This is a genomic window from Streptomyces sp. NPDC051172 (genome assembly GCF_040682555.1).
Lineage (GTDB): Bacteria > Actinomycetota > Actinomycetes > Streptomycetales > Streptomycetaceae > Streptomyces.
Map to the genome: position 1 here is coordinate 1 of NZ_JBFBBE010000390.1, position 1,238 is coordinate 1,238.

The 1,238-nt window shown below is 70.6% G+C and carries 1 protein-coding gene; it reads left to right on the forward strand.

What is annotated here, in order from left to right; translation table 11 throughout:
* The first annotated feature begins 72 nt into the window (after positions 1–72).
* Positions 73–1,113 (forward strand): major capsid protein, encoded by a 1,041-nt coding sequence (locus tag AB0N07_RS51365; RefSeq protein WP_350749499.1) that lies wholly within the window; start codon positions 73–75, stop codon positions 1,111–1,113.
* The last annotated feature ends 125 nt before the right edge of the window (positions 1,114–1,238 follow it).

A 1,238-nucleotide genomic window follows, 5' to 3' on the forward strand; every position in this document is an offset into this window, starting at 1 on the left:
GGCCTGGACACCGCCGCGAAGACCGACATGGCCGGCCGCATCATCACCCGCTGAGACCGAGAGGACTGACCCATGGCTCAGATCATCGACCTCGTGCCGCCCCCGGCACTCACCGCCTACGTCCGTGAGGTCCCGTCCCCGACGGCGTGGATCCTCAACCGCTTCCTCCCCGACGTCCTCATCCCGGACATCGAGGCCGGCATCGACCGCACCATCAAGCGCAACCGCGCCGCGGCGTTCCGCACCTACGACGCCGAGTCGCCGATCGGCGCCCGCTCGCCCTTCGAGCGCTCGCGGGTGACCCTGCCCCCGATCTCGGAGAAGATCCCGCTGGGCGAGCACGAGCGGCTGCAGCTGGAGCGCATCCGCTCCGGAGGCAGCGGGAACACGGCACAGCTCGTGGACCAGGTGTACGACGACGGCGCGAACCTCGCTGGGTCCATCCAGGCCCGCATGGAGCTCGCGCGCGGCGACGTCCTCACGGACGGCAAGTTCACCCTGGCCAACGAGAACGGGCTCACCCTGGAGGCCGACTTCGGCCTGCCGGCCGAGCACCTCGTGGCGCCCTCCGTCCTCTGGTCGGACCGCGAGAACGCGACCCCGGTCTCGGACCTGGCGGCCTGGGCTGACCAGTACGAGGAGGACACCGGCGAGCGGCCCGGCTACGTCGTCATGTCCCGCATCGCCAAGGCCCACCTCATGGCCTCCGTGGAGGCCCGCTCCCTGGCCGGCCTGACCGGCCCGGGCATGGTGGCCACGCTGGACAACAACCAGCTGGGCGCCATCCTGACCGCCCGCGACCTGCCCGAGATCGTCATCTACTCCGCGCAGATCGACGTCAACGGCACCGCGACCCGGCCCATCGCGGCCGACCGCGTGGTCATGCTGCCGGCCAACGCCCGCGACCTGGGCTACACGGCCTGGGGCATCACCGCCGAGTCCCTGGAGTTCGCGGCCTCGAACGCCGGCGTGCTCGGCTTCGAGCAGCTGCCCGGCCTGTTCGCGTCCGTCCTGAAGGAGTTCGACCCGGTCCGCACCTGGACCAAGGTCTCCGGCGTCGGCATGCCGCTCATCGAGCAGCCCCACCGGCTCCTCGTCGCGGACGTCTACTGATCGGAGGTCCCTTGATGTCTGACGACGTCCTGCAGTACACCGTGACCGACCACGCCACCGGCACCCGCTACGTGGTCGGCACGGTCCCCCCGGAGAAGTTCCTGCAGCACCTGCGCAAGCACAAC